The sequence below is a fragment of the Brevibacterium sp. OS20 genome (assembly GCF_056837565.1).
Map to the genome: position 1 here is coordinate 149,380 of NZ_CM166367.1, position 24,335 is coordinate 173,714.

The following is a 24,335-nucleotide window of genomic DNA, read 5'->3' on the forward strand; positions in this document are numbered from 1 at the left end:
GGCGAGGGGAATGTTCCGGCTCAGACCCTGCCGTGGGTGGCCACGTGGCGGATCGTGCGGACGATCATCAGCGCCAGGAGGACGATGCCGACGTAGCCGTTGATGACGTAGACGATGTTGACCATCTGCGAGAACGGCAGGACGAGGCCGATGATCGTGCCGAGAAAGGCGAGGGCGATTGTCACGTACTTGAACTTCTTCGTCTTGTCGTCGAAGAAGCGCGATGACACCGTCCACAGCAGCGGAATCGCGGTCGTGTAGATTCCGGCGAGGATCATCACGGAGATGAGCGCCCCGATCCACGGTCCGAGGCTGCTGGCGAGAACGAGCATCGGGATCTCGGCGTCGAAGACCTCGCCGATGTTGGCCAGCAGCCCGAGTCCGACGACCATGCAGGCCAGGGAGAAGGCAATGCCTCCGACGAAGCCGCCGGCCGTGGCCTCGCGCCGGTTCTTCACGGTCTTGCCGAGGGCGGCGAGGAATGCTGCGAGCCAGAGCATGCAGAATCCGACATAGGACAGCCCTGAGAGGAACCAGTTCGACGACGCCTGAGTGACGTCGAGGCTCGGCAGGATCTCAACTCCGGTGGAGACGCCTGCGGGGTCGCGCATGATGCCGTAGACGCCGAGGGCGATCGCGACGACGACGATGACCGGGCCGATCTTGCCGATGACGTCGACGAGGCTCGTCAGCCCGAACCACACGGTGGCGCAGACGACAGCGGCCAGGGCGATCCCGCCGATGAACTTCGACAGTCCGTAATGCTCCTCGAAGACCGCGCCGGCACCGGCGATCATCACGGTGAAGGACAGGAAGACGAAGAGGATCGAGAAGTAGTCGAAGAACGTGCCGAGGTACTTTCCGCCGTAGTAGTAGAAGACGCGTGAGGGTTTCTCGAACTGCTCCCGCCTGCCCGTGAGGAAGAGCTCGACGGCGACGTAGGAGATGAGCACGAGCACCAGAAGACCGGTGCCGAAGACGCCCCAGAAGCCGTAGGACGCGTAGTACTGGAGGATCTCTTGACCGGTGGCGAAGCCCGAGCCGATGAGGAACGCGATGATTGCCCCGGCATAGGTGATGACCCGCAGAATGCTGGTCTTCTCGGTCGTGGCCAGATGGGTGGCAGTGGAGGTCTCAGCCATGGAAGTCCTTCGTCGTTGAGGGAATGAGGTGGTCGACGGAGTCAGGTCGACAACTGATATATCACATTCATGCACGTTAGCGTGTGAATGTGATCACGTCAATGGCGGTCGAGGTTCAGCAGCGGCGCCGTTGTTGGTGCGGCTCTGGGCGGCTGGTTTCCAGTGGGGTCTGGGACTGCGTGCGGGTGAAGCGGGGACTCAGCGCAGGGTGGTGCGGACGGTCTTGTCGAATTCGCGGACGTGCTCGGCGGCGCGGGCGGCGACAGTCTCCTCGTCGCCGTCGAGGATGGCCTCGAGCAGATCGATGTGCTCGCGGATGTGGGTGACGAGATCCGGAATCCCCGGGATGACGAGGCACCAGATGCGAGTGGCCAGGTCGTCGAGGCGGATCAGCGTCTCCGACAGGTGCGGATTGTCCACTGAGCCGTAGATGAGGCGGTGGACGTCGAGGTCGCGTTCCATTAGCGTGCGCTGCTCGTCGGTCGATTCGAGTGCCTTGAGGTCGGCGATCGAGGCCGTGAAATCCGCGCGCCGCTCCGGGGTGAGGTTGCGTGCCGCACGCCGGGCGGCGATGGGCTCGAGTGCTTCGCGCATCTCGGAGATCGTCGACAGATCGGTGAGGTCGACATTCGTGGCGAAGGTGCCGCGCCGCGGATACGACACGACGAGGTGATCGCGCTCGAGTCGCTTGAGGGCCTCGCGGATCGGCGTGCGGCCGACCTCGAGCTCGGCGCTGAGGGCCGCCTCGTTGATCGGATCGCCAGGGGCGATGTCGAGCATGATGAGACGGTGGCGGAGGATCTCATAGGCGCGATTCGCCAAGGACGTCGTCGGTGACGTCGCGTCGGCGGATGTGCTCATGAGAAGCCCCTTCATAATCTCTGCGGCAAACGTATTGCATCGGCTGGAATTCTCTGCCTACACTACAGGAAAGCATCTGATATATTAGTTGCCGATCAGCTGGGAAAGGCCGATCGCGACAGGTCGAAGGAGATCCATGACAGAGCAACTCGCCAATCCTGCCGAAGCCGGCACGGCCAGTGCCCCGACAAGCGCTTCCGCTGGGACCTTCCCCAGCCGTGAACCCGTCGAACTGAGCACCTCGATCGCTGAACTCGATCCGCAGATCGCCGGATTCATCGACGCCGAACTGGCCCGGCAGCGCGAGGGCCTGGAGATGATCGCCTCGGAGAACCACACCGCCTCGGCCGTCATGGAAGCTCAAGGGTCGGTGCTCACGAACAAGTACGCCGAGGGCTACCCGGGCCGCCGCTACTACGGCGGCTGCGAACACGTCGACGAGATCGAACGCATCGCCATCGACCGCGTCAAGGCACTCTTCGGTGCCGAGTACGCAAACGTCCAGCCGCACTCCGGCGCCCAGGCCAACGCCTCGGTCATGCACGCACTCATCCGTCCCGGCGACACCGTCCTCGGACTCAACCTCGCCCACGGCGGCCACCTCACCCACGGAATGAAGATCAACTTCTCCGGCCGCCTCTACTCGATCGTCCCCTACGGTCTCGATGCCGAGACTGGACGCGTCGACATGGCCGAGGTCGAACGCCTCGCTCACGAGCACCAGCCGAAGCTCATCGTCGCAGGCTGGTCGGCCTACACCCGGCAGCTCGACTTCGCCGAGTTCCGCCGCATCGCCGACTCGGTCGGTGCCTACCTCATGGTCGACATGGCCCACTTCGCCGGACTCGTCGCCGCCGGACTCCACCCCTCACCGGTCCCGCACGCCCACGTCGTGTCGTCGACGACGCACAAGACCCTCGGCGGCCCCCGAGGCGGCATCATCCTCACCAATGACGCGGACATCGCGAAGAAGATCAACTCCGCCGTCTTCCCCGGACAGCAGGGCGGACCCCTCGAGCACGTCATCGCCGGCAAGGCAGTGGCCTTCGGCTTGGCCGCCACCGACACCTTCGTTGACAAGCAGAAGCGGACCCTGGCCGGGGCCGGCGAACTCGCCCGCCGCCTGACCGACGGCGATGTCGCCGAACGCGGAATCTCCGTCCTCACCGGCGGCACCGACGTCCACCTCGTCCTCGTCGATCTGCGCAACTCGACTCTCGACGGAGCCCAGGCCGAAGATCTGCTCGCTCAGATCGGCATCACCGTCAACCGCAACGCCGTCCCCGACGACCCCCGACCACCGATGGTCACCTCCGGTCTGCGGATCGGCACCCCGGCGCTCGCCAGCCGCGGATTCGGCAGCGAAGCATTCGCCGAGGCGGCCGACATCATCGCCGAGGTGCTCAAGGCCGGCACGGACGAGAACGGAGCCAGCCCGGAGACCATCGCCGAACTGAGCGAACGCGTCACCCGACTGGCGAACGACCACCCCCTGTACCCCACCCTCACCGAGATCGGAGCACGCTGATGGCTGACCAGCTTCCCGAACACCCCGACTTCCTGTGGCGCAACCCGGAGCCGAAGAAGTCCTACGAAGCCGTCATCGTCGGCGGCGGCGGACACGGACTCGCCACCGCCTACTACCTGGCGAAGAACCACGGAATGACGAACATTGCCATTCTTGAGAGAGGCTGGCTTGCCGGGGGCAACATGGCCCGCAACACGACGATCATCCGCTCGAACTACCTGTGGGACGAATCCGCCGCGATCTACGAGAAGTCCCTCAAGCTCTGGGAACAGCTGCCCGAAGAACTCGAGTACGACTTCCTCTTCTCCCAGCGCGGCGTGCTCAACCTCGCCCACACTCTTCAGGACGTGCGCGAATCCCAGCGCCGGGTGAACGCGAACAAGCTCAACGGCGTCGACGCCGAATGGCTCGATGCAAGCCAAGTCAAGGAAGTCTGCCCGATCATCAACATCGGCGACGACCTCCGCTACCCCGTGATGGGCGGCACCTATCAGCCGCGCGCCGGCATCGCCAAGCACGACCACGTCGCCTGGGCCTTCGCCCGCAAGGCCGATGAGATGGGCGTCGACATCATCCAGAACTGCGAAGTCACGGGCATCGAACGCATCGGCAATCAGGTCGTCGGCGTCCAGACGAACCGCGGACCGATCGCCACCGAGAAGGTCGCTCTTGCCGTGGCCGGCGACTCCTCGGTGCTCGCCGACATGGCCGGGATCCGCCTGCCGATCCAGACCCACCCGCTGCAGGCGCTGGTCTCCGAACTCTTCGAACCCGTACACCCGACCGTGGTCATGTCCAACCACGTCCACGTCTACGTCTCCCAAGCGCACAAAGGCGAACTCGTCATGGGCGCCGGCGTCGACTCCTACAACGGATACGGTCAACGAGGCGGCTTCCACGTCATCGAGGAGCAGCTGGCCGCCGCGGTCGAGCTGTTCCCGATCTTCGCCCGCGCCCATGTGCTGCGCACCTGGGGTGGCAACGTCGACGTCACCCTCGACGCCTCACCGATCGTGTCGAAGACGGAAGTCCAAGGACTCTACGCCAACTGCGGCTGGGGCACCGGCGGCTTCAAGGGCACCCCCGCGGCGGGCTTCACCTACGCACACACCATCGCGAACGACGAACCCCACCCGCTCAACGCCCCATTCGCCCTCGACCGCTTCGAAACCGGTCACCTCATCGACGAACACGGCGCCGCAGCCGTGGCTCACTGAGCGGAAGGAAAGAGACACCGACATGCTGCTCATCGACTGCCCGAACTGCGGGCCACGCGACGAAACCGAATTCCACTACGGCGGACAGGCGCACGTTCCCTACCCCGAAGACCCGCACGCCCTGACCGACAGGGAATGGGCCGAGTACCTCTTCTACCGTGAGAACAGCCGCGGCGCCTACGCCGAGATGTGGAGCCACAGCGCTGGCTGCCGGAAGTGGTTCAACGCCATCCGCGACACGGCCACCTACGACTTCACCGCCATCTACCCGATCGGCTCGCCCCGTCCCGACACGCAAGGAGAGGTTCGATGACGAACACCACCCGCCTGCACTCGGCGTCTCGTCTGCCCGGTGCCACCGGCATCGACACCGCCCGCCCGATCGACTTCACGGTCGACGGAGCGACCTACTCGGGCTTCGCCGGTGACACGATCGCCAGCGCGCTCATCGCCGCGGGCCGCATCGACTGCGGCAACTCGACCTATCTGGGTCGGGCCCGCGGCATCCTCGGCGCGGGCGTCGAGGAGTCCAATGCGCTCGTCCGCGTGCATTCCCGATTCCCCGGAGACGTCTCCGAGTCGATGCTGCCCGCCACCCGCGTCGCCATCGCCGAAGGACTCGAGGCCGACTACCTCGCCGGGCTCGGCATCCTCGATCCCGGCCAGGACGAACTGACCTACGAGCACAAACACGTCCACACCGACGTCCTCATCGTCGGGGCCGGCCCCGCCGGACTCGCCGCGGCCCGGGAGGCCGGCAAGTCCGGTGCGCGCACCCTGCTCCTCGACGACCAGTCGATTCCCGGCGGCTCGCTGCTCGCCGCGGGACCGGCCACGGCCGAAACGATCGACGACGTCGACGCCCTGGCGTGGGTCGAGTCCACCGTCGCCGGATTCGCCGAGCATGAAGAACTCACGTACGTGCCGAACACCACGGTCTTCGGCAGCTACGACTCGAACTACTTCGTCGCCCTCGAAGACCGCACCGACGCCGTCGCCGCTGCCGGTGGCCGCGGAGTGCGCCAGAAGGTCTGGCACATCCGCGCCGGTCAGGTCGTGCTCGCCACCGGTGCGCACGACCGTCCGATCGTCTTCGCCGACAACGACCGTCCCGGCATCATGCTCGCCTCGGCCGTGCGCACATACCTCGGCCGCTACGGTGTGGCCGCCGGTGACAATGTGGCAGTGACGACGACGAACGACTCCGCTTACGATCTCGTTACCGACCTCCATGCGGCAGGCATCACCGTCCCCGCGGTCATCGACTCCCGCACCTCAGCCTCGGCGATCGCCGAATCCGTCACCGCAGCCACGGGCACCCGTCTCATCCTCGGCTCCGCCGTCACCGGCACCGCCGGTGAAGGACCCGCCGGGCGGGTCAGCGCCGTCACCGTCGCCGGACTCGACGACGACGGCGTCGCAGCCGAGAACGGTGAGAGCATCCCCGTCGACCTGCTCGCGGTCTCCGGCGGACATTCGCCGGTCATCCACCTGCACGGTCAGCGCAAGGGTCCGATCCACTGGAACGTCGACATCGCGGCCTTCGTGCCGACGACCTCAGTGCGTGACCAGTTCACCGTCGGCGCAGTGACCGGGGACTACTCGCTCGAAGCGGCTCTGCGGCAGGGCGCCGAGGCGGGGAACCAAGCGGCGAACCGCACCGGCTTCCCGGCCGCGCTCGCCGTGCCCGCAGCCTCGGCGATGGCCTATGCTCCGGCCCGTCCGCTGTGGCTGGTCACCTCGGCGCATGACGATCACGCGAACCTGAGCACGCACTTCATCGACTTCCAGCGTGACCAGACCGTCGCCGATGTGCAGCGGGCGATGGGCGCGGGCATGCGCTCGGTCGAGCACATCAAGCGCTACACCTCGATCTCGACGGCGAACGATCAGGGCAAGACCTCAGCGGTCAACGCGATCGGCGCGATCGCCTCGGTGCTGGGGGAGGCCGACGATCTCGGTCAGGTCGGGCACACGACCTTCCGCGCCCCCTTCGCACCGGTGCCCTTTGCGGCGCTGGCCGGACGGCGCAAGGGCGAACTCTTCGACCCGGCCCGGGTCACCTCGATCCATCCCTGGCACGTCGCCCACGGTGCCGAGTTCGAAGACGTCGGGCAGTGGAAGCGCCCCTGGTACTACCCGAAGCCGGGCGAGGACATGGAGGCGGCGGTGCTGCGCGAGGGCAAGGCCGTGCGCGAATCCGTCGGCTTCCAGGACGCCTCGACGCTCGGCAAGATCGAGATCCGCGGGAAGGACGCCGGGGAATTCCTCGGCCAGATCTACACGAACGGCTTCAAGAAGCTGGGGGTCGGCAAGGGCCGGTACGGGCTGATGTGCAAGCCCGACGGAATGGTCTTCGACGACGGTGTGACCCTGCGCGTGGCCGAGGACCGCTACTACATGACGACGACGACCGGTGGGGCCGCGACCGTCCTCGAATGGCTCGAGGAATGGCACCAGACCGAATGGCCCGACCTCGACGTCGTCTTCACCTCGGTGACCGAACAGTGGTCGACCGTCGCCGTCGCCGGACCCCGATCGCGCGATGTCATCGCCAAGATCGCACCGAACCTCGATGTGTCGAACGAGGCCTTCGAGTTCATGGGCTTCCGTGAGACCACCCTGGCGAACGGCATTCCCGCTCGCATCTGCCGGATCTCGTTCTCCGGAGAGCTCGCCTTCGAGATCAACGTCGACACGTTCTACGGGCTGGCCGTGTGGGAGGCCGTCGCCGAGGCGGGTGCAGAGTTCGACATCACCCCGTACGGCACCGAGGTCATGCACGTGCTGCGTGCGGAGAAGGGCTTCATCATCGTCGGACAGGACACCGACGGGACCGTGACCCCGCAGGACGCAGGCATGGAATGGATCGTGTCGAAGGTCAAGGACTTCATCGGCAAACGCTCCTACTCCCGGGTCGACACGGCCCGCGAGGACCGCAAGCACCTCGTCGGAGTCCTGCCGGTCGACGGTACGACGCGTCTGGCCGAGGGCGCCCAGCTCATTGCGGCGGGCACGCCCGTTACACCGGAGGACGGTCCGGTGCCGATGATCGGGCATGTCACCTCGTCGTATATCTCGCCGAGCCTCGACCGGCCGTTCGGTCTCGCACTCGTCGAGAACGGCCGCAACCGCGAAGGTGAGATCGTCAAGTCTCCCTTCGGCGACACCCTCGTCGACGTCGAGATCACCTCGCCCGTCTTCTACGATCCGGAAGGAAACCGCCGCGATGGCTGACACCACCTATTCCACACTTTCCGCCACGACGGCCGCGGCAGGCACCACCCACGCCGGCACCGGGTCGAGCGGACTCGATGACCTGCGGGTCTCGCCGGCCGCGCACCTGGCCGGGCTGATGTCCGAGGCGAGTGCCGCCGGCGGCCGCAGCGTCGGCCTGCGCGAACTGCCCTTCACGGTGCAGATCGGCCTGCGGGCACAGCCTGACTCCGCATCGTGGACGTCACTCGAAGACACGTTCGGTCTCAACCTGCCGCGCAGCGTCGGCGAAGTCACCGGTGATCCGGCGGCTCAGCACGTGCTGTGGCTGAGCCCCGACGAGTTCCTCGCCGTCGATGTCTCCCGCGAGCAGCAGCCGGGAGAAACGATCGTCGCCGAGGCAGGACTCGAGGGACTGCCCGGACAGGCCGTCGATCTCTCGGCCAACCGGACGATCCTCGAACTGACGGGGGAGAAGGCCCGGGACGTGCTCGAGAAGAGCTGCCGCGCCGATCTCCACCCTCGCGCCTTCGGCATCGGATCCGCGATCGTCACGGCGCTGGGTCCCGTGCCGGTCATCCTCCACCACAGCGGTGAGGACACCTACCGCGTCTACCCGCGGGCGAGCTTCGCGGACTTCACGGTCCGTTGGCTGCTCGATGGAATGGCGGAGTTCCTCGACAGCGTCGATGCCAGCGGAGCCTCGGCGCGTGAAGAGGACGTCGGCTGATGGCACTCGGGGTCCTCGATCTGTTCTCGATCGGCATCGGCCCCTCCTCCTCACACACGGTGGGGCCGATGCGTGCAGCCTTGCGATTCGTCGACGAACTCGAGGGGCACGGTCTCCTGCACCGGGTGCGTCGGGTCCGGGTCGGACTCTATGGTTCGCTGGCCGCGACCGGCATCGGGCACGGTTCGGATTCGGCGGTGCTCGTAGGTCTGAGCGGTTTCGATCCCGAAACGCTCGACCCCGACCAGGTGGGTCCGCTGGTCGCCGAGGTGAAGACCCAACGCAAGCTCCACCTCGGCGGGCGTCTCGTCATCGAATTCGAACCGGAGACGGATCTCGTCCTGCACATGCGGAAGAATCTTCCCGGCCATCCCAATGGGATGCTCATCCGCGCCGAGGTCGATGATGAGGTCATCGAGCGCGAGTACTACTCGGTCGGTGGGGGATTCGTCGTCACCGCCGAGGAGCTCGCGGCCGAGAAGGACGCTGCCGAGACGATCGAGGCGTCTGAACAGGCCGGGCAGGAAGTCGGTCGGACGATTGATTTCGCCACGGCCGATGAACTCCTCGCCCGCTGCCGCGAGCATGGGCTGAGCATCGCCGAGCTCATGGCCGTCAACGAACGCGTGACCCGCAGTGATGAGCAGCTGCGGGAGAAGCTTTTGGCGATCTGGGCGGTGATGCGCGAATGCGTGCACAACGGGTGCACGCGGGAGGAGACGACGCTGCCCGGCGGGCTCAAGGTCCGCAGGCGCGCCCCCGAACTGCGGGCGAAGCTCGAAGCGGCGGACTACCGGGCATCGGGTTCGCTCGATGCCCTCGAGTGGGTCAACCTCTATGCCTTGGCCGTCAACGAGGAGAACGCCGCGGGCGGGCGGATCGTCACCGCTCCGACGAACGGGGCCGCGGGCATCATTCCCGCGGTGCTTCATTACATGGACCGGTTCGTCACCGGTGACGGGACGGCTGGCGCGGATGCGAGCTCAGACGACGGAGTTGGCACCGCCGCTGGTGCGAGTGCTGCCGACGATGCCGTCGTGCAATTCCTGCTCACGGCCGGGGCGATCGGGATCCTCTTCAAACGCAATGCGTCGATCTCCGGCGCCGAGGTGGGCTGCCAGGGGGAGGTCGGATCGGCCTGTGCGATGGCTGCCGCAGGCCTGTGCGCCGTACTCGGCGGAACTCCCGAACAGGTGGAGAACGCCGCGGAGATCGGACTCGAGCACAACCTCGGGCTGACCTGCGATCCCGTCGGCGGGCTCGTCCAGGTTCCGTGCATCGAACGCAATGCCATCGCCTCTGTGAAGGCGATCAATGCGGCCCGGTTGGCCATGCACGGCGACGGCTCCCACCGGGTGAGCCTCGATCAGGCGATCGAGACCATGCGGCAGACTGGAGCCGATATGAAATCGAAGTACAAGGAGACATCGCGCGGCGGCCTCGCCGTCAACGTCGTCGAATGCTGAGCACCATCCCGACCTCGCACCACACAGACCTTGCCCCACGGACAGAAGGACACGGACATGCAGGACTACATCTTCACTCTCGAATGCGCCGAGCGCCCCGGAATCACGCATGCCGTGACCGGTGCCCTGCTCACCCACGGCGGAGACATCAAGGAACTCAAACAGTTCGACGACCAGTCGACTCAGCAGTTGTTCCTGCGCATCGACTTCAGCGTCTCCGACGAGCCCGGCAATGGTGTCGAGGCTCTGCGGACCGACTTCGAAGCGATCGGCGAGGAGTTCGGCGCGACCTGGCAGCTGTGGCCGCAGGGGGAGAAGCGGCGGGTGCTCATCATGGTCTCGAAGTTCGAGCACTGCCTCAACGACCTGCTCTTCCGCGCCCGGGTCGGCGAACTGCCGATCGAGATCGCCGCGGTCGTCTCGAACCACCCCGACCACCGTGAGCTCGTCGAATGGCACCACATTCCCTTCTTCCGGATCCCCGTGACGAAGGAGACGAAGCCCGAGGCCGAGGCGAAGCTGCTCGAACTCGTCGACCGCTTCGAGGTCGACCTCGTGGTGCTCGCCCGTTATATGCAGATCCTCTCCGACGACCTCGCGCGCGAACTCACCGGACGCGCCATCAACATCCACCACTCGTTCCTGCCGTCGTTCAAGGGTGCGAAGCCCTACCACCAGGCATGGGAACGCGGAGTCAAGACCGTCGGGGCGACCGCGCACTTCGTCAACAGCGAACTCGACGAGGGTCCGATCATCGCTCAGCAGCTCGTCGAGGTCGACCATGCCTTCACTCCCGAGGACCTCGTGGCCGCCGGCCGCGATGCCGAATGCAAGGCGCTGTCCAACGCCGTGAAGTGGCACTGCGACGGCCGTGTGTTCCTCTCGGGCAAGAGGACGATCGTCCTGCGCTAGAACCGCTTTCGCGCCGACCGCTCAGGTTGCCGTCGCTGTACCGCGGTATGCGGCGAGCGGTCGACGGCAACCTGAGCGGTCGGCGTATCCACGGTGCCGAGGGGACGGAGGCCATGAAACCGCTGCATGCCGCCTCGGCGTGGATAGACTGTCGACTATGAGCGAGACCCAGACCGAGATCGGCCCGCGCATCGGCGACCAGGTGTTCGAAGCGCTGCAGGCGAGCATTCTCTCCGGCGAATATCGCAGCGGCGATCGACTGCGGATACGCCAGCTCGCGGCGTCCCTGGGTACGAGCGTCATGCCCGTGCGGGAGTCGCTGGCCCGGCTCGAGGAGGTCGGACTCGTCGAGACCAGCCCGCACCGCGGGGCCGTGGTCAAGGAATTCACCGCCGAGGAGCTGCTGCAGATCTATTCCGTGCGTCGCATCCTCGAGGTCGAAGCGACGGTCCAGGGCGCGCAGAAGCTCGACGGGGCGGGCCGGGCGCGGCTCGATGAGGAGTTCGCGGCGATGGAGGCGGCTCTCGACTCCGGCGATGCCTCGGAGTATCTCGACCACGACGAGGAGCTGCTCGCGACGATCTATTCTGCCTCGGGCAATCCCGTCCTCGTTGAGACGATCCGGACCCTGTGGCTGCGCTGCCGGGCGTACAAACTCGTCGGCGCCAGGCGGGAGATCGCGGCCGACGCCAAGGCGCCGCTGCTCAAGCACCAGCGCCGACTCATGGACGCCGTCGACGCCGGCGATCCGGGGGCGGCCGCCGAGGTGACCGAAGAGTCCTTCGACGACGCCGTCCGCCGCATCCGCGCCGGGTTGGGCGCTTGAAGGGCCGGCAAGTGCGGGCCTGAAGAAACTCCTGAAATCGGATGTGATCAAACACTTGCGGAAAAATGTGATCACATCCTATTCTGAGTGCAGTTGATCTGCGTGAAGGTGCGCGGACGCTCAGAGTAGAGAGGGGGTGCTCCCCATGAAAGATGCCGTCATCGTCGGCGGCGGACTCGCCGGACTGTCAGCAGCATGGCGACTGCGCAATTGGGATGTGACGCTGCTGGAATCGGGTTCCCGAGTCGGCGGTCGGATCCGTTCGGAGAACCGCGGACGCTATTTCCTCAACTGGGGCGGACACATGTTCGCCGGAGGCAAGACAGCGACGAATTCCCTTATCACCGAGACACAGACCCGCTCGTCGGAGATCCCCGGATCGCTGTCTGCGGTGTCGATGAACGGCAAGCTGCTCATTGACGGACCCGTCCAGTCGTATCCGTTCCGGATCCCGATGTCGTTGAAGGACCGCGCATCGATGATCAAGGCCGGGGTCAAGGTCTCCGCCGACGTCCTCCGCTACGCCAACGCCGTGCGACTGCGCCCGAACGAGAGCTCGGAGATGCGTCAGCAGAGGATCTACGACTTCGAGAACGACCGCTCGTTCGCCGACTATATCGGGGAACTGTCCGAAGACGCCGAGGCGATGTTCCGGCCGACGATCACCCGTTCGGCAGCCGACCCCGATGAACTCGCCGCCGGTGCCGGCATCGGCTACTTCAGCCTCGTGTGGAACATCGGGCAGGGTCTCAACCGCAGCATCGGCGGCGGGCCGTCCAACCTCGTCGAGTCGATCGCGGCTCCGCTGCAGGAGAACATCCAGCTGGATGCGAAAGTCTACGAGATCGTCCATAAGAAGGACCATGTCGTCGTCCGCTATCGGCAGGACGACATCGACCATGAGATCGAGGCCCTGTCCGTCGTGCTCGCCACTCCGGCGACCGTGGCCCATAAGATCGCCGTCGACCTGCAGGAGGATAAGCGCGAGGCGCTCGGGCAGATCGTCTACGGTCCCTATGTGTCCGCGGCGTTCCTCACCAACGAGACCGAACCTCAGCCCTGGGACCGGGCCTACGGGATCGCCACGCCGAAGCGCTCGTTCAACGTGGTGATGAACCAGGGCAACATCGTCCGCGGCACGGAATCGGAGCGTCAGCCGGGCGGAAGCATCATGACCTTCTCTCCGGCGAGCTTGGCTCGCAAGCTGCTCGACCAGGATGACAAGGACATCGTCGACACCTACATCGGCGACCTCGACGAGGTCCTGCCCGGGTTCGCCGGCATCGTCGAAGAGGCCCAGGTTCAGCGGTGGCGCACCGGCGCACCCTACTGCTTCCCGGGTCGCGGCAAACTTCAGCCGACACTCAACGCGCTTTCCGGGCGGGTGTTCCTCGCCGGCGACTACATGGGCACCTTGTACACGGAGACCGCCATCAGCTCCGGCTTCACTGCCGCACAAGAGGCGGCGAACATTCTCGTCACGGCGCGCCAGACCCGCCGGCACCACCCCGTCCAGCACCCCAACGAGAACGAACCGCCTCAGCATCAGGCGGGGACCGCCTCGGCGGGGGAGACGACGGACACCAACTCAGCATCGACCACCATCACTTCGGAGGCATCATGACAACCACCCTGCGCGGAGTCCTCACCGCACTGACCACCCCCTTCGACGCCGAGGAGAACATCGACTACGACGCCCTCGGGCGCGTCGTCGACCGTTCGATCGACGGCGGAGTCGACGGCCTCGTCGTCGGCGGCTCGACTGCGGAATTCGCCACGATGAGCGGGGACGAACGCCAGCAGATGCTCGAATTCGTCATCGAGCGCACCGCCGGGCGCGTGCCGATCGTCGCGCAGACGGGAGCCACCTCGACGCGGGAAGCCATCCGTCACTCCCAGGCGGCGCAGGCGGCCGGAGCCGATGTCCTCATGATCGTCACTCCTTACTACGAGCCTCTGACCTTGGCCGAGACCGTTGACTACATCAAGACCGTGGCCGCGGCCGTCGACATCGACGTCATGCTATACAACATCCCGGCCGCCACCGGCGTCAACCTCGACCCCGGCACAGTGAGGCAGCTCGCCGAGGATGTCGCGAACATCCGCTTCATCAAGGACTCGAGCGCGAACTGGGAACAGGCACTTCAGCTCATCCACCACCACAGCGACGTCATCTCCACCTTCATCGGCTGGGACAGTTACATCTACTCCGGCCTCGTCGAGGGAGCGGCCGGAATGGTCGCGGGGGCCGCGAACGTCCTGCCGTCCGAGATCGTGTCGGTGTCGACGAAGATCGCTGACGGCGACCTCCACGGGGCCCGCGAGGAGTGGCAGCGGCTCTACCCGGTCATCGACGCGATGATCTCAGAACCGTTCATCCAGGCGGTCAAGACCGGCCTCGAGCTGCGCGGCGTCCCCGTCGGTTCACCGAGGCGGCCCCTGGCCGCCACCGATCCCGACGCCCGGGAACGGATCAAAGCGGCACTGGCCACCCTCGGCAGCTGAGCACAGGCACCGACCGCTCAACTACGGCTGCGAGTGATCAGCGCAGAGTGGAGTTCCTCCGGCAGCTTGACGACCTCGAGGCTGCGTTTGCGGCCGAAGTCGAAGCCGAACCGTGCATGCAGACGGTCAAGATGCTCGGCGACCCGCTGCGAATAGTCAGGGTCGAAAGCATCTGCCGCGATCGCGATGATGAACAGGCCAGTGCCCGGACTCTCCTGTCCCGAGTCGAAGGCAGGTGCGTCGACGGAGAAGCGGCCCCCGCCGTGGACGGCGAGGAGTTCGATCATGAGAGCGACATTGCTGCCCTTGACCCCGCCGAATGGCAGCAGGGAACCGGCGAGGGCGGCCTCGGCATCGTTCGTGGCCGCTCCGCCGGGTGCGAGTGCCCATCCGTCGGGGATCGTCTCTCCTCGATCGGCGGCGTCGCGGACGTTGACCCACGCGGTAGCACTGGTCGCCTGATCGAACATCCGCGGGCCATCGGAATGGGGAACGGCGAACGAGAACGGGTTCGTTCCGGTCGCCGATCCCGGTGCGCCGAACAGCGACATCAGCGCCGGTGAGTTGGCCCCGGCAAACGCCACCAGGCCTCGTTCGGCCAGTCGCGTCGTAAAGTGGCCGAGCTCTCCGGCGGTGAAGGCGTTGGCGATGTTGAGGACGGAGATGCCGAGCGTTGCGACAGACGAGGCGTAGTCGTCGAAGGCTGCGTCGAAGGCGAGCTGCGCGGTGCCGCGGTCGGCGTCGACGTGGTGTGCGGCGGGCAATTGGTTCGTCACCTTCGGCTGCGCCCGCCCGTTGATGCGGCCGGCCTCGAGGCCGTCGAGATAATCGCCGAGATGCGCCGTGCCTACAGCAGTCTTGCCCCGTCGCTCGGCCGCCACTGTCGCGTCCGCCAGAGACTGCGCCAGCGCTGGTGATCCGCCGGCCGCGGTGATCGCTGCGATGCACAGGTCACGCAGTTCGGGAATCGTCAGGGACACGGTCGCGGCGTCAGGAGTCTCCGGCATGCCCATCACGCTACCGGACGCCGACCGCTGCTCGTCTCAGAGGTCGCCGGAGTCCGGAGTGAGATCGGATTGGGAGCTCAGCGCCTCGGCGATGGCCTTCGCCTCCCGGCGCAGCAGAGCGACGAGGCGTTCGACCCGGGAACCGGTGACACGGTCGGCGATCGAGGCGATCGACAGGGCCGCACGCGGTCGGGAGCCGCGGATACGCAGCGGAACCGCGACCGCCCACGACCCCTTGGCGAAGAGCCCCGGATTGTGGACGAAGCCGTCGATGCGGGCCTGATCGATGATGTCGCGCAGGTGCGGAACGGAGACCTTCGGATACCTCTCGGCGAGGATCTCGGCGTTGGCCTCGAACTGGGCGTCCACCTCGGCGGGGGAGAGCTCGGAGAGAATCGCCAGCGATCCGGCGCCGATGCCCAGCGGGTGGCGGTCGCCCACGGACAGGGCGTTGTTGAAGATCTCACCGAAGCCCTCCTCGCGGCGGGCGCAGATCGAATAGCTGCCCGTGCGCAGGGTAAGGAAGACGGTGTCCTGACTGAGTTCGGCCAAGCGCATCAGACTCGACTCGGACTCCGTGACCAGGGGGTCCACCGATTTCTGGGCCAGCTGACCGAGGATCTGCGACTGCACGCCGAGGCGGTACCCGCCCTCTTCGAGGCGTTCGACGTAGCCCATGGCGATGAGCGCCTGGAGCATGCGGTGGACGCTGGCCTTCGGGCGGCCGCTGATCGAAGCGAGCTCGGACAGGCTCGCGCCCTCGCGCCGCTCCCCGGCGATGAGCCCGACGAGGTTGAGCAGGGTCAGCGCGCGTTGGATGCTCTGAGCGCCGGTGCCCGGTTCGAGGCTGTCGACGGCGTGGGCGACGTTGAATGAAGCGGACCGACGCAGCAGCCGACCGCGCATCTTGATGCGATATTCCTCGCGGAGGTCCTCATTCGAATCGGCGGCATCGTGCATGACTCCATTATGGCCCGTCGCCGGAACCGGTGCCCGGGGGTGGTGCGCGCGGCCGCCGAAGCGCACACTTGGACCACCGCACCCACTTCGGGGCGCGTTCTGACAGGAGCGACCATGTCCGCGACCTACACCTTCGATGTCTTCATGAGCCTCGACGGGTTCGCCTCGATCATCCCCGAAGGCGACTGGGGAGGCTACTGGGGCAAACAGGGCCCCGAACTGCTCGACCACCGGCTGCGAACCTACAGCGACGGCTGCCGTGTGGTCCTCGGTGCGACGACCTTCCGCGAATTCGCCGCCATGCTCGCCGCCGCTGACGAGTTCCCCGATGTGCTCGACCCCTGGGTGACGGCCATGAGACAGAGCCCGACCACAGTCGTCTCGACCACTCTGGACGAGCCGCTCGATTGGCCCGATGCCACCATCGCCCGTGGCGATGCCGCCGATGTGGTCGCTGCGCTGAAGGACGAATCAGATGTGCCGATCCGCTCACACGGATCTCTGTCGATGAACAGAGCGTTCATGGTCGCCGGACTCGTCGACCGAGTCCAAGTCACCGTCTACCCCGTCATCACAGGTCAGACCGGGGCCCAGCCGGTCTTCGCCGGAGCCGCGGATTTCGACCTCGACCTCCTCGAATCGACGCTGCTCGACGGAAGCATTCACGAACTCGTCTACCGACCGAGACTGCACACCCGGGCCGACTGACACCGCACCGATCCCCCACTGCCGCCTGCGACGAGTCGAGGGCCGCCTCGGCGAGCTGACCTGGGACGATCCACCTTCCCGGAAAATGTGCCCGGAGTTCGGGGTCCATTTGTGGTCGACTCACAATCGAGCGCCGTGAAGTCTGGGCCGACTCACGAAGCATCCTCACTGTGGCCTGCACCACACTCGAACTGCACCCCGAAGCAATGACGCAACAGTGAGGACATCATGTACGACTACATCGTGGTAGGCGCAGGATCGGCCGGATGTGTGCTGGCCGCTCGGCTGAGCGAAGATCCCGACGTCAAGGTCGCGCTCATCGAAGCCGGAGCCGCCGACACCGCCGACGAGATCCACATCCCAGCCGCATTCAGCACCCTGTTCAAGAGCCAGTGGGACTGGGACCTCGACACCGAACCGGAACCCGAACTCCACCGCCGCCGCGCCTACCTTCCCCGCGGCAAGATGCTCGGCGGATCGAGCTCGATGAACGCGATGATCTACATCCGCGGCAACCGCGCCGACTACGATCAGTGGGCCGCCGACGGTGCCACCGGCTGGTCCTATGACGACGTGCTTCCCTACTTCCGGAAAGCCGAATCCAATGAGCGTGGGGCAGACGACTTCCACGGAGCCGACGGCCCGCTGACCGTCTCCGAATCCCGGTCGATGAACCCTCTGTGCGACGCCTGGGTCGACGGTGCCGTCGAAGCCGGATTCGACCACAACGAGGACTTCAACTCCGGTGAACAGCTCGGCGTCGGCCGCTTCCAAGTCACCCAACGCGACGGCATGCGCTGCAGCACCGCCGTCGCCTACCTCCACCCCGTGGCGGAGCGGAAGAACCTCACCGTCATCACCGACGCCCACGCCCGCAAGGTGCTCATCGAGGGCAGCCGTGCCGTCGGCGTCGAGATCGAACGCTACGGCGAGATCGAACAGATCCGTGCGAACCGTGAGGTCGTGCTCTCGGCCGGCGCCTACGGCTCCGCCCACCTCCTCCTGCTCTCCGGCGTCGGCCCGGCCGCCCAGCTCGACGCCTTCGGCATCGAGAAGGTCGCCGACCTGCCTGTCGGTGAGCGCATGCAGGACCACTACATGGTCATGCTCAACTACACGACCGACCTCGAAACGCTCAAGACCGCCGTCTCCCCGGCCAACGCCGAACTGCTGCAGACCGCCGGCCGCGGCCCGCTGACCTCGAACATCGGCGAAGCCGGCGGCTTCTTCGAAACCCGAGAAGGGCTGAACGGTCCCGATGTGCAGTTCCACTCCACACCCTGCCTCTTCGCCGAGGAAGGGCTCGGCGCCCAGACGGTCCAAGGACTGGCCGCCGGTCCCTGCGTCCTCAAACCCACGAGCACCGGAACGCTCACCCTGCGCTCGCCCGACCCGAAGGTCGCACCCCGGATCCTCCACAACTACCTCGGATCCGAAGAGGACAAGCAGAGCATCCTCGCCGGACTGCGCATCGCGCTGGACATCGCCTCCCAGCCGGCGATGCAGGCCGTCATCAAGGACGACTTCATCGTCCCCGAGGGCTTCAGCGACGAGGAGCTGCTCGACTTCGCCCGGCAGGTCGGACAGACGCTCTACCACCCGACCTCGACCTGCTCGATCGGCCACGTCGTCGACCCCGAGCTCAAGGTCATCGGCGTCGACGGACTGCGCGTCGCCGACGCCTCGGTGATGCCCACCGTCGTGCGCGGCAATACGAACGCCCCGACGATCATGATCGGAGAGAAGGCCGCCGACCTCATCGCCGAATCCCGCACCACCGCCACTCGCACCGCGAAGCCCACCACCGCCACCGAGGCGGCCACCCCCATCACACAGAAAGACGAGGTTCCGGCATGACCGAGATCCCCACCTACCGAATGTTCATCGACGGCCGATGGATCGACACCGCCGAGAAACACGCGATCACGTCACCGGCCACCGGGCAGACCGCCGCCCGAGTCGCCTTCGGCGGAGTCGAGCATGCCGATGCCGCGGTTGCCGCTGCCGTTGCCGCTCACGAAGAGGGCACGTGGCGGAACATGACGCCTGACCAGCGCGCGGACATCCTCGACCGGATCGCCGCGAGCATGGAGGCAAAGGCCGAGCGGCTGTCCGCCCTGGCGACCGCCGAGAACGGAGTCACAGTGCGCACCGCCGGCGCCTTCCACATCGGACTCGGTGTGGCGAACCTGCGCGTCTTCGCAGGCATGGCCCGCGGCTTCACCCCCGAACAGGACAACCCGCTGGCACCGGCCACCGGCGATGCTCGAGCGACCATCCGCCGCGAACCCATCGGGGTCTGCGCCGGCATCGTGCCCTTCAACTTCCCCCTCGTCCTCGCCGGATGGAAACTCGGACCGGCCCTGGCGGCAGGCAACACCTTCGTGCTCAAAGCCGACGAGAACACCCCGCTGACCCTGCTCGAACTCGCCCGGTCCGCCGAAGAGGCGGGCCTGCCGCCCGGAGTCCTCAACATCATCACCGGCCCCGGCGAGACCGTCGGAGCCCGGCTCGCCGAACACCCCGACGTCCGCAAGATCGGCTTCACCGGATCCACCGAGGTCGGCAAGAGCGTCCAACGCGCAGCCGCCGACAATCTCAAGAAGGTGACCCTCGAACTCGGCGGCAAGGGCCCGAACATCATCCTCGACGATGCGAACCTCGACGCCGCGATCGACGGATCGATCTTCGCCTTCCTCATGTACTCCGGGCAGGTCTGCGAATCCGGCACCCGACTGCTCGTGCCCAATTCGCGCAAGGACGAGATCGTCGACCGCCTCATCACCCGATTACAGGATGTGACTATCGGCGATCCGACCGATCCCGCCTCGGACATGGGCCCGGTCGCCTCCCAGGACCAGAAGGACCGGGTCGAACGGTACCTGGCGATCGCCGCCGAGGAGGGAGCGACGCTGGCCTACCGCGGGACACTTCCCGAGGGGGAGATGTTCGAGACTGGGGCCTGGGTGCCGCCGATCGTTTTCACCGATGTCACCAACGACATGCGCATCGCCCGCGAGGAGGTGTTCGGTCCGGTCCTCGTCGTCATCGGCTACGACGATGAAGCCGAGGCGGTCGCGATCGCCAATGACAGCGAATACGGACTCTCCGCCGGAGTCTGGGGCTCATCCGAGCGTGCCCGCGCTGTCGCGAACACACTCGAAGCCGGAACCGTGTGGGTCAACGACTGGCACGCGGGCTTCCCGTTCAACCCGTTCGGCGGGTACAAGCAGAGCGGAATCGGCCGGGAGCTCGGCCCCGATGCACTGGCCGAATACACCCAGGTCAAGGCGGTCCAGGAAAGCCTCGACGCCGACTGGGCCAAACACGGATACGCTCTCGTGCTGCCGGCGCCGGCCGAGGTTCCGGTTCCGGCCTGACCATCCGACGTCGGGTCCTGAGGATCCGACGTCAGGTCCTGAGGATCCGACGTCGGTTCGTGAGGTCATCGATCCCCACGCCGAGGCGACTCTCCCGTTCCGGGGATGGGCCGCCTCGGCGCGGGGATCGTTCAATTCGAGATCGGGACGTTTCCGCGCGCGGTGAGCATGCGGATGGCGATGATCGTCTCCTGCAGGTCGGTGAAGCTGCGGACGTTGCGGCCGGTGCGGTCGGCTGCGGTGTCGAGTCGGTAGTACGCGGTGTTCACGTGGACATGGAGGTGCTCGGCGGCGAGTTTGGCGTTGAGGTCACAAGCCGCGTATTCGAGCAGCGTTTCGATGAGGACACCGCCGGCGGCGAGATCGTCCTCGACGAAGCGGCGCAGTTCGGGGCGGATGAGGCGGTGGGCGACCTTATCGTCGAGGGTGACGAGGTAGTCGAGCGGAGTGAGGGCATGCAGCGACCTCACTCCCGGCACACCGTTGAGACTCTCCTGGGCGAGCACAGCCTCGCGGTACGCCTCGGGCACACGGTCGAGCCCCTCGTGGACGGTGGAGGTGCCCACGCACAGGTCGGTGCCGTGGCGGGACAGCTCCCGGTGGACACGTTCGAGATCGGCCAGGGTGGTCGTGCCGTCGGAGGTCACCGGGGTGATGCCGACGATCTGATCCTGGAGGACCACGGCGATGCCGCGACGGCCGACGTCGAAGACCGAGCGCAGGGCGGTGATGACCTCCCGCATCCCTCGATCATCTCGCAGCGGAGTCTGCGAGGTGGCCGTGGCGACGAGCACGCGCGAATCCGGGCGGAGGTCGGACACCTCGGCGAGGTCCGCGCTCGGCCCCGGTGCCAAGCGGCGACCGGAGAGCAGATCGTCGACGAGGTCACGGCGGACCCGGTCGCCCTCAGCCATCTCAAGCTGCTGGGTCTCAAGGAAAGCGACGGCCCCGACGGAGCTGCCGACCTCGATGACGCTCATGACGTGGATGGCGATGTGCAGCGCCTCGTCGCGGGTCTCCTGTTCGGAATCCGAGGCATCGACGATCGCCTCCCACAGAGTCTCCTGCCCGATCCGGAAACCGGTGAGGAAGTCCGGCAGGGTCACTCCCTGCCGCAGTCGCCGCCGGGCCTGGGAGGCGGTGATCGGGAAGTCCTCGGCGGTGGCGCGGCGGCCCTCCTCCAAGGGGGTGAGCGCGGCTTCGAAGACGGTGAACGTGTGTGCGGTGAGATCCTCGGCGAGATTCTTGTCCGGGCTGGCCGGATAAGCGGGCACTTCCCGCCAGGTGCGGCTGACCGAACGTTGGACCGTGGCCGGCAGCGTTGCTCGGACACGGTCGACGATGCGCAGGACGAGTGGATTGGCGACCATGGCAGAAGCTTACGGGCATCCTTGTCGTCCGACCACAATCGATGACCCGTGTTTCTGTTGCGCATCCTGTTGCCCGAGGTCGCCGGCAACGGCAGAGTGGGCACCATAGAGCCGGACGGCGGGAACCGAACGGGAGTCGGACACGTCCGCTCAGTCGACTCTTCTCCTGTGCTGGGGCCACAACCAGTGGTGGTCCCAGCGCCAGCACCGAGCCGATCAACGACGAACGAATCAAGCCTGGAGGAAGACATGACCAACCTCGCCGACAATCTCACCGCCACAGCGAGCCGGCACGGGCAGCGACCTGCCGTCCGCCTCGGCGATTCCGTGCTGACGTATGCGCAGCTGCAGGACCAGGCGCAGCGGGTGGCGACGATGCTCAAGGACAGGGGAATCGGGCCCGGCGACCGCGTCGGACTCGTCCTGCCCAACGTTCTCGAATTCCCCGTCCTCTTCTACGGTGCACTGTCCGTCGGCGCGATCGTCGTGCCGATGAACCCGCTGCTCAAGGACCGTGAGGTGCAGTACTACCTCGAAGATTCCGGGGCTCAGATCGTCTTCGCGTGGAAGGATATGGCGGGTGAGGCCGGGAAGGCAGCGGCCGCGGTCGGCATCGAATGCGTGCGCGTCGACCCCGCCGACTTCGCCGATCAGCTGTCCGTCTTCGACCCGACACCTGAGGTGGTGTCCCGCGCCGACGACGACACCGTCGTGCTCCTCTACACCTCGGGCACCACCGGACAGCCGAAGGGCGCGGAACTCACCCACTTCAATATGATGACGAACGCGGCCGTCACCGCCGAGACCCTCACCTTCCTCACCGAGGACGACATGGTCATGGGCTGCCTGCCGCTGTTCCACTGCTTCGGCCTGACCTGCGGACTCAATGCCTCTGTGCTCAGCGGATCCTGCCTTGCCCTCATCCCGCGCTTCGACCCGATCGAGGCCCTCGAGACCATTCAGGAAGCGAAGGTCAGCATCTTCATCGGTGTGCCGACGATGTACGCGCGCATGCTCAACGCCGAAGGGCGGGAGAACTTCGACGTGTCCAGCCTGCGCTCCTGCATCTCCGGGGGATCGGCGATGCCGGTCGAGGTGATGAAGAACTTCGAATCCGCCTTCGACTGCATCATCCTCGAAGGCTACGGGCTGTCCGAGACCTCCCCGGTCGCCTGCTTCAACCAGCCGGGTATGGAACGCAAGACCGGCACCATCGGCGTGCCCGTACGCGGAGTCGAGATGAAGCTCGTCGACGATGACGACAACGACGTTCCCGTCGGTGAGATCGGCGAGATCGCCATCAAGGGCGAACCCGTGATGAAGGGGTACTGGGGTCGGCCGGAGGCGACAGAGGTGGCCATCCGCGACGGATGGTTCCACTCCGGCGACCTCGCCGAGCAGGACGAGGACGGCTATTACACGATCGTCGACCGGAAGAAGGACCTCATCATCCGCGGCGGCTACAACGTCTATCCGCGTGAGGTCGAGGAAGCGCTCTACGAGCACGAAGCCGTCGCCGAGGCGGCTGTGATTGGCATCGCGAATGACGACCTCGGTGAGGAGATCGGGGCCGCCGTCGCCCTCAAGGCCGGCAGCAGCGTCGACGCCGAAGCGCTGCGTGAGTTCGCGAAGGACCGCGTTGCCGCATATAAGTACCCGCGCAATGTGTGGATCGTCGACGAGCTGCCCAAAGGCCCGACCGGCAAGATCCTCCGCCGCGAGATCTCGGCACCGGAGGACGCATGAGCGGTGTGCACGAGCCAGCACATGTGCCCTCGAAACACTGAGTCCTGTTCCTGGTGAGCGAATACAGTGCAGTCGGCGTAGAGTGCGGTTGATGAATACTGAATCTTCGAAGGGAGATCGCTTCCAGCGACTTCTCAATGATTCCGATAGAAGGCGCGAGTGGGTTCGAGCCTGGGCTCAGGCCGTGGGGGCGGGTGTTGATGATGCGAGATTCGACAAGCTTTGGGCGGACTTCTACGCATTGTGCGACCAGGGCAACATTGCAACATCGAACCGCATCCGTGTGTCTCCGTCTGAATCTGTTCTTCTGATTACTGCCTTCAATGACAATCAACTGAACTCTGAGTTGATGGGCATGGATCTATCTAAACATGTCTGCGTTAGAAGATCGAGATGGGAAAAATCTGATTACGAAAATGCCATAAATATACTCGAGGGAATTGAAGACGACTGTATTTATGAAGTTCGTGAATCAATCGACGTCGCTGGTGATATTCGGATTGAAGCAAAGATCTCTGCTGAAGTTAAGGAGATTATTCGAGACCGCATAAATGGTCTGCCAGAAGGGCTTGTTGCGGTTTCCTGCAACTACGATCAAAACTGAACTGAACTCACCTTTTCGAGCCGTCTGACCTGAACTGGATCTGATCACAGATCCACGATGCGGAACGTCGGCCCTGCAGCGCGGGGGCCGCCTCGGCGAATTGGGTCCTAGAATCGAGGAGCCCGGACGCAGACAGCTGCTCGGGACCGAACATCCG

20 protein-coding genes are annotated in these 24,335 nt (G+C 65.9%); 15 read left to right on the forward strand and 5 right to left on the reverse strand.

Translation table 11 applies throughout. The features are described from left to right. Positions 1–20 precede the first annotated feature (20 nt). Together ACVZTU_RS00675 and ACVZTU_RS00680 are read right to left on the reverse strand one after the other, a co-directional pair. The gene (locus tag ACVZTU_RS00675) at positions 21–1,142 is read right to left on the reverse strand and encodes a YkvI family membrane protein (RefSeq protein WP_482401115.1); all 1,122 of its coding nucleotides are present in this window, start codon (positions 1,140–1,142) and stop codon (positions 21–23) included. 198 nt (positions 1,143–1,340) lie between these two features. Beyond that, positions 1,341–2,003 carry a GntR family transcriptional regulator gene (locus tag ACVZTU_RS00680; RefSeq protein WP_482401116.1) on the reverse strand — a complete coding sequence of 221 codons (663 nt, stop codon included), beginning with the start codon at positions 2,001–2,003 and terminating at the stop codon, positions 1,341–1,343. Positions 2,004–2,139: 136 nt separating this feature from the next. Here ACVZTU_RS00680 and glyA point away from each other — a divergent pair, with 136 nt between their 5' ends. From glyA to dapA, 10 genes are all read left to right on the forward strand, one after another. Next, a complete protein-coding gene (glyA, locus tag ACVZTU_RS00685) occupies positions 2,140–3,531 on the forward strand; it encodes a serine hydroxymethyltransferase (protein ID WP_181271136.1) in 1,392 nt (463 codons plus the stop codon). Continuing rightward, positions 3,531–4,748 (forward strand): sarcosine oxidase subunit beta family protein, encoded by a 1,218-nt coding sequence (locus ACVZTU_RS00690; protein WP_139467722.1) that lies wholly within the window; start codon positions 3,531–3,533, stop codon positions 4,746–4,748. The genes glyA and ACVZTU_RS00690 overlap by 1 nt, the downstream gene beginning before the upstream one ends. 22 nt (positions 4,749–4,770) lie before the next feature. After that, positions 4,771–5,061 carry a sarcosine oxidase subunit delta gene (locus tag ACVZTU_RS00695; RefSeq protein ID WP_139467723.1) on the forward strand — a complete coding sequence of 97 codons (291 nt, stop codon included), beginning with the start codon at positions 4,771–4,773 and terminating at the stop codon, positions 5,059–5,061. Further along, entirely contained in the window at positions 5,058–7,985 is a 2,928-nt protein-coding gene (locus ACVZTU_RS00700) for a 2Fe-2S iron-sulfur cluster-binding protein (protein WP_482401117.1), read from the forward strand. Before ACVZTU_RS00695 ends, ACVZTU_RS00700 begins: the two co-directional genes overlap by 4 nt. After that, positions 7,978–8,694: a sarcosine oxidase subunit gamma gene (locus ACVZTU_RS00705; RefSeq protein WP_139467725.1), complete on the forward strand. Its 717-nt coding sequence runs from the start codon at positions 7,978–7,980 to the stop codon at positions 8,692–8,694. The genes ACVZTU_RS00700 and ACVZTU_RS00705 overlap by 8 nt, the downstream gene beginning before the upstream one ends. Continuing rightward, positions 8,694–10,160 carry an L-serine ammonia-lyase gene (locus ACVZTU_RS00710; protein WP_482401118.1) on the forward strand — a complete coding sequence of 489 codons (1,467 nt, stop codon included), beginning with the start codon at positions 8,694–8,696 and terminating at the stop codon, positions 10,158–10,160. Before ACVZTU_RS00705 ends, ACVZTU_RS00710 begins: the two co-directional genes overlap by 1 nt. 57 nt (positions 10,161–10,217) lie before the next feature. Beyond that, positions 10,218–11,072, forward strand: a complete 855-nt coding sequence (gene purU, locus ACVZTU_RS00715; RefSeq protein WP_092009573.1) for a formyltetrahydrofolate deformylase — start codon at positions 10,218–10,220, stop codon at positions 11,070–11,072. 157 nt (positions 11,073–11,229) lie between these two features. Beyond that, positions 11,230–11,898 (forward strand): GntR family transcriptional regulator, encoded by a 669-nt coding sequence (locus ACVZTU_RS00720; protein WP_139467727.1) that lies wholly within the window; start codon positions 11,230–11,232, stop codon positions 11,896–11,898. 145 nt (positions 11,899–12,043) lie between these two features. Continuing rightward, positions 12,044–13,522 carry a flavin monoamine oxidase family protein gene (locus ACVZTU_RS00725; RefSeq protein WP_181271135.1) on the forward strand — a complete coding sequence of 493 codons (1,479 nt, stop codon included), beginning with the start codon at positions 12,044–12,046 and terminating at the stop codon, positions 13,520–13,522. Further along, entirely contained in the window at positions 13,519–14,403 is an 885-nt protein-coding gene (gene dapA, locus ACVZTU_RS00730) for a 4-hydroxy-tetrahydrodipicolinate synthase (RefSeq protein WP_139467729.1), read from the forward strand. Before ACVZTU_RS00725 ends, dapA begins: the two co-directional genes overlap by 4 nt. A 17-nt stretch (positions 14,404–14,420) precedes the next feature. On the opposite strand, the gene ACVZTU_RS00735 is transcribed toward dapA, so the two are convergent. Next, positions 14,421–15,410, reverse strand: a complete 990-nt coding sequence (locus tag ACVZTU_RS00735) for an Ldh family oxidoreductase (protein WP_139467730.1) — start codon at positions 15,408–15,410, stop codon at positions 14,421–14,423. Positions 15,411–15,446: 36 nt separating this feature from the next. After that, positions 15,447–16,370, reverse strand: coding sequence for an IclR family transcriptional regulator (locus tag ACVZTU_RS00740; protein WP_139467731.1), 924 nt, complete (start codon positions 16,368–16,370; stop codon positions 15,447–15,449). Between the two features lie 114 nt (positions 16,371–16,484). Here ACVZTU_RS00740 and ACVZTU_RS00745 point away from each other — a divergent pair, with 114 nt between their 5' ends. The 3 genes from ACVZTU_RS00745 (at position 16,485) to ACVZTU_RS00755 (ending at position 20,458) form a co-directional block, all read left to right on the forward strand. After that, a complete protein-coding gene (locus ACVZTU_RS00745; protein ID WP_482401119.1) occupies positions 16,485–17,078 on the forward strand; it encodes a dihydrofolate reductase family protein in 594 nt (197 codons plus the stop codon). A gap of 228 nt (positions 17,079–17,306) precedes the next feature. Then, positions 17,307–18,935 carry a GMC family oxidoreductase gene (locus tag ACVZTU_RS00750; protein WP_139467733.1) on the forward strand — a complete coding sequence of 543 codons (1,629 nt, stop codon included), beginning with the start codon at positions 17,307–17,309 and terminating at the stop codon, positions 18,933–18,935. Further along, positions 18,932–20,458: an aldehyde dehydrogenase family protein gene (locus tag ACVZTU_RS00755; RefSeq protein ID WP_139467734.1), complete on the forward strand. Its 1,527-nt coding sequence runs from the start codon at positions 18,932–18,934 to the stop codon at positions 20,456–20,458. The genes ACVZTU_RS00750 and ACVZTU_RS00755 overlap by 4 nt, the downstream gene beginning before the upstream one ends. Before the next feature lie 131 nt (positions 20,459–20,589). Here ACVZTU_RS00755 and ACVZTU_RS00760 read toward each other — a convergent pair whose 3' ends face one another. Then, a complete protein-coding gene (locus ACVZTU_RS00760) occupies positions 20,590–21,828 on the reverse strand; it encodes a PucR family transcriptional regulator (RefSeq protein WP_181271122.1) in 1,239 nt (412 codons plus the stop codon). A 249-nt stretch (positions 21,829–22,077) separates the two neighbouring features. On the opposite strand from ACVZTU_RS00760, the gene ACVZTU_RS00765 reads away from it, so the two are divergent. Then, complete coding sequence (locus ACVZTU_RS00765) at positions 22,078–23,574, forward strand: long-chain-fatty-acid--CoA ligase (RefSeq protein ID WP_482401120.1); 1,497 nt, start codon at positions 22,078–22,080, stop codon at positions 23,572–23,574. A 91-nt stretch (positions 23,575–23,665) separates the two neighbouring features. Continuing rightward, positions 23,666–24,178: a hypothetical protein gene (locus ACVZTU_RS00770; RefSeq protein ID WP_482401121.1), complete on the forward strand. Its 513-nt coding sequence runs from the start codon at positions 23,666–23,668 to the stop codon at positions 24,176–24,178. Positions 24,179–24,335 lie beyond the last annotated feature (157 nt).

Bases quoted from the DNA above. Each gene is read 5' to 3' on its own strand.
- ACVZTU_RS00770 (WP_482401121.1), top strand. From the start codon at position 23,666: ATGAATACTGAATCTTCGAAGGGAGATCGCTTCCAGCGACTTCTCAAT.
- ACVZTU_RS00755 (WP_139467734.1), top strand. From the start codon at position 18,932: ATGACCGAGATCCCCACCTACCGAATGTTCATCGACGGCCGATGGATC.
- ACVZTU_RS00725 (WP_181271135.1), top strand. From the start codon at position 12,044: ATGAAAGATGCCGTCATCGTCGGCGGCGGACTCGCCGGACTGTCAGCA.
- purU (WP_092009573.1), top strand. From the start codon at position 10,218: ATGCAGGACTACATCTTCACTCTCGAATGCGCCGAGCGCCCCGGAATC.
- ACVZTU_RS00720 (WP_139467727.1), top strand. From the start codon at position 11,230: ATGAGCGAGACCCAGACCGAGATCGGCCCGCGCATCGGCGACCAGGTG.
- ACVZTU_RS00690 (WP_139467722.1), top strand. From the start codon at position 3,531: ATGGCTGACCAGCTTCCCGAACACCCCGACTTCCTGTGGCGCAACCCG.
- ACVZTU_RS00740 (WP_139467731.1), bottom strand. From the start codon at position 16,370: ATGCACGATGCCGCCGATTCGAATGAGGACCTCCGCGAGGAATATCGC.
- glyA (WP_181271136.1), top strand. From the start codon at position 2,140: ATGACAGAGCAACTCGCCAATCCTGCCGAAGCCGGCACGGCCAGTGCC.
- dapA (WP_139467729.1), top strand. From the start codon at position 13,519: ATGACAACCACCCTGCGCGGAGTCCTCACCGCACTGACCACCCCCTTC.
- ACVZTU_RS00705 (WP_139467725.1), top strand. From the start codon at position 7,978: ATGGCTGACACCACCTATTCCACACTTTCCGCCACGACGGCCGCGGCA.
- ACVZTU_RS00700 (WP_482401117.1), top strand. From the start codon at position 5,058: ATGACGAACACCACCCGCCTGCACTCGGCGTCTCGTCTGCCCGGTGCC.
- ACVZTU_RS00695 (WP_139467723.1), top strand. From the start codon at position 4,771: ATGCTGCTCATCGACTGCCCGAACTGCGGGCCACGCGACGAAACCGAA.
- ACVZTU_RS00760 (WP_181271122.1), bottom strand. From the start codon at position 21,828: ATGGTCGCCAATCCACTCGTCCTGCGCATCGTCGACCGTGTCCGAGCA.
- ACVZTU_RS00735 (WP_139467730.1), bottom strand. From the start codon at position 15,410: ATGCCGGAGACTCCTGACGCCGCGACCGTGTCCCTGACGATTCCCGAA.
- ACVZTU_RS00750 (WP_139467733.1), top strand. From the start codon at position 17,307: ATGTACGACTACATCGTGGTAGGCGCAGGATCGGCCGGATGTGTGCTG.
- ACVZTU_RS00745 (WP_482401119.1), top strand. From the start codon at position 16,485: ATGTCCGCGACCTACACCTTCGATGTCTTCATGAGCCTCGACGGGTTC.
- ACVZTU_RS00675 (WP_482401115.1), bottom strand. From the start codon at position 1,142: ATGGCTGAGACCTCCACTGCCACCCATCTGGCCACGACCGAGAAGACC.
- ACVZTU_RS00710 (WP_482401118.1), top strand. From the start codon at position 8,694: ATGGCACTCGGGGTCCTCGATCTGTTCTCGATCGGCATCGGCCCCTCC.
- ACVZTU_RS00680 (WP_482401116.1), bottom strand. From the start codon at position 2,003: ATGAGCACATCCGCCGACGCGACGTCACCGACGACGTCCTTGGCGAAT.
- ACVZTU_RS00765 (WP_482401120.1), top strand. From the start codon at position 22,078: ATGACCAACCTCGCCGACAATCTCACCGCCACAGCGAGCCGGCACGGG.